General features: G+C 70.2%; 3 protein-coding genes. All 3 read right to left on the bottom strand.

Features of this window, described 5'->3' with window-relative positions:
• A partial coding sequence (locus tag AQY21_RS03525) for a lytic transglycosylase domain-containing protein (RefSeq protein WP_058096433.1) occupies positions 1-599 on the bottom strand: 599 nt, incomplete at its 3' end.
• A gap of 3 nt (positions 600-602) precedes the next feature.
• Positions 603-938: a DUF736 domain-containing protein gene (locus AQY21_RS03520; RefSeq protein WP_058096432.1), complete on the bottom strand. Its 336-nt coding sequence runs from the start codon at positions 936-938 to the stop codon at positions 603-605.
• Between the two features lies 1 nt (position 939).
• A complete protein-coding gene (locus tag AQY21_RS03515; RefSeq protein WP_058096434.1) occupies positions 940-1,521 on the bottom strand; it encodes a S26 family signal peptidase in 582 nt (193 codons plus the stop codon).
• Positions 1,522-1,529: the final 8 nt, after the last annotated feature.

Genomic DNA, 1,529 nt, shown 5'->3' with positions numbered 1-1,529 from the left:
GGGGCCTCGCGCCAGTCCGGCGGTGGCGCGGCGGCGAAACCAGCGCCGGGAAGCAGGTCGCCGCTCAGCACTGGCACGAGCGCGGCGACATAGGCGCGGGTCTCGGCCGGCAGGGTCCGGCCCGCGACCAGGTGGTCGTCGTAGCGCCCCGGCCCGGCATTGTAGGCGGCCAGCATGCCGGCGATGGTGCCGTAGCGGTCATGCATCTCGCGCAGATAGGCGGTGCCGGCGAGGATATTGTCGCGCGGGTCGAACGGATCGCCGCCGAGTGCATGGCGGGCGCGCAGCGCCGCCCATGTCTCCGGCATGATCTGCATCAGGCCCATGGCGCCCTTCGGCGAGACGGCATGCGGATTGCCGGCACTCTCGACATGCCGCACGGCGCGGATCCAGTCCGGCGGAATGCCGAAGCGCCGCGAGGCTTCCGCGACATGGGCCGCGAAGGGATCGCTGGCGTGCTGCGCGACCGGCTGCACGGTCTGCGCCAGCAGGCCGGCAGCCGGGAGGGCGGCGAAACTCAGGCCGGAAAGAAGAAGGGCGGCAATGCCGCGAGCGGCGCAGGTCCGCCCGCCGACACGCTGAGGGATGAACGCAGGCATGGCTCAGTCCCCACCTTCGCGCCTTCTGGGGCGCGACCAGTGCAGGCCCCAGTTCCGGCCCTGCTCGTCGGACTGGAACAGCCGGGCACGGATCGGCTGCACGAATACCGGATCGTCTAAGGCGACCGAGATATAGGTTCCGGCCTTCTCGCCGCTATGCGTCCAGCCGGCGCCGATCTCGGGTCCGTCCTCGCCGTCGAGGTGGATCCGGTAATCCGGGGCGTTCTCGACATCGGCATTGTGGGTGGGCACGAAGACTAGGTTCAGGTCGAGCGTGACGGTCCGGATGCGGCCCTCGTAGCCGGCTTCCGTGCGGGTGAATTCTCCGATCTGTGGCATGTTATCTCTCCGTGCGTTGGTGATTGGTGGTGGGATCAGGGGCCGGTTCCGCCCCAGTTGCTGGCCGGCGGAAGCGGCCGTCGCCCGCCGCATCGGTCCAGAGCGGAACGATGCGGGCGGTGACGCTGGTGAGCGGGAGCGGGCCGAAATAGCGGCCGTCGAGGCTGTCCCCGGCCTCCCGGTTCATGAGAAACACCTCGTCTGCGCCGACAATCCGGCAGCCCTGCCAGATGGGCAGCGGCCGACCGATTCTGTCGCGCTCGCGCGCCGCGCCGAGGACCTGGCCAGCGACGGTGATCGTGACACCCGTGCGGCAGACCCGCGTGCCGGGAAGCCCGGCGACGCGCTTCAGCAGCGGCACGTCGGCGCCGACATAGCCGCGAGCGGCGACGAACTGCGCCAGCGGTTCGGGCAGCGTAACCGCGACCAGATCGCCGAGGGCGAAGCTGGTCGGCGGCTCAACGCGGTAGAACCCGATGGGCAAGCTGGCGCTGGCATTCCAGATCAGTCGGGGCGCGATCTCGGCGACGGAAACGGTGCCGATCACCAGCACAGCGGCGGCGGTTACGGCGAGGTAAGTGATGCGGGGGC

The organism is Paracoccus sp. MKU1, assembly GCF_001447385.1.
GTDB lineage: Bacteria > Pseudomonadota > Alphaproteobacteria > Rhodobacterales > Rhodobacteraceae > Paracoccus.
This window is presented reverse-complemented; position numbering and strand designations above follow the sequence as displayed.